Origin of the sequence: Streptomyces sp. URMC 124 (assembly GCF_051386455.1) — a bacterium.
Lineage (GTDB): Bacteria > Actinomycetota > Actinomycetes > Streptomycetales > Streptomycetaceae > Streptomyces.
In genome coordinates this window covers 1-605 of the sequence record NZ_JBPQTS010000352.1, presented here as the reverse complement: position 1 = coordinate 605, position 605 = coordinate 1, and the positions used below count along the sequence as shown (strand labels likewise).

1 rRNA gene is annotated in these 605 nt (G+C 59.7%); it reads left to right on the top strand.

Annotation, left to right across the window (positions count from 1 at the left end):
- Window positions 1-281 precede the first annotated feature (281 nt).
- Window positions 282-605 (top strand): 23S ribosomal RNA (locus ACSNOG_RS32895); the annotation flags it as partial.

Sequence of the window (605 nt, the reverse complement as noted above, 5' to 3'; positions counted from 1 at the left end):
CTTTCTAAGGAGCATATGGCCGACTGCGAGCGAATGACTCGCACGGTTGCTCATGGGTGGAACGTTGACTATTCGGCACGATCGGTTGGGATCGCTAGTACTGCTTCGGCGTGGAACGTGAATTCTCATCTGGTCGGGCCGGGCACGCTGTTGGGTATCTGAGGGTACGGACTTCGGTCCGACCTTCGCGATGCCGGCCCCAGTGCACTCACTGCTTCGGTGGTGGGGTGATGGGTGGCTGGTCGTTGCTTGAGAACTGCACAGTGGACGCGAGCATCTGTGGCCAAGTTTTTAAGGGCGCACGGTGGATGCCTTGGCACCAGGAACCGATGAAGGACGTGGGAGGCCGCGATAGGCCCCGGGGAGCTGTCAACCGAGCTTTGATCCGGGGGTGTCCGAATGGGGAAACCCGGCAGTCGTCATGGGCTGTCACCCGCTGCTGAACACATAGGCAGTGTGGAGGGAACGCGGGGAAGTGAAACATCTCAGTACCCGCAGGAAGAGAAAACAACCGTGATTCCGGGAGTAGTGGCGAGCGAAACCGGATGAGGCCAAACCGTATGCGTGTGATACCCGGCAGGGGTTGCGTATACGGGGTTGTGGGA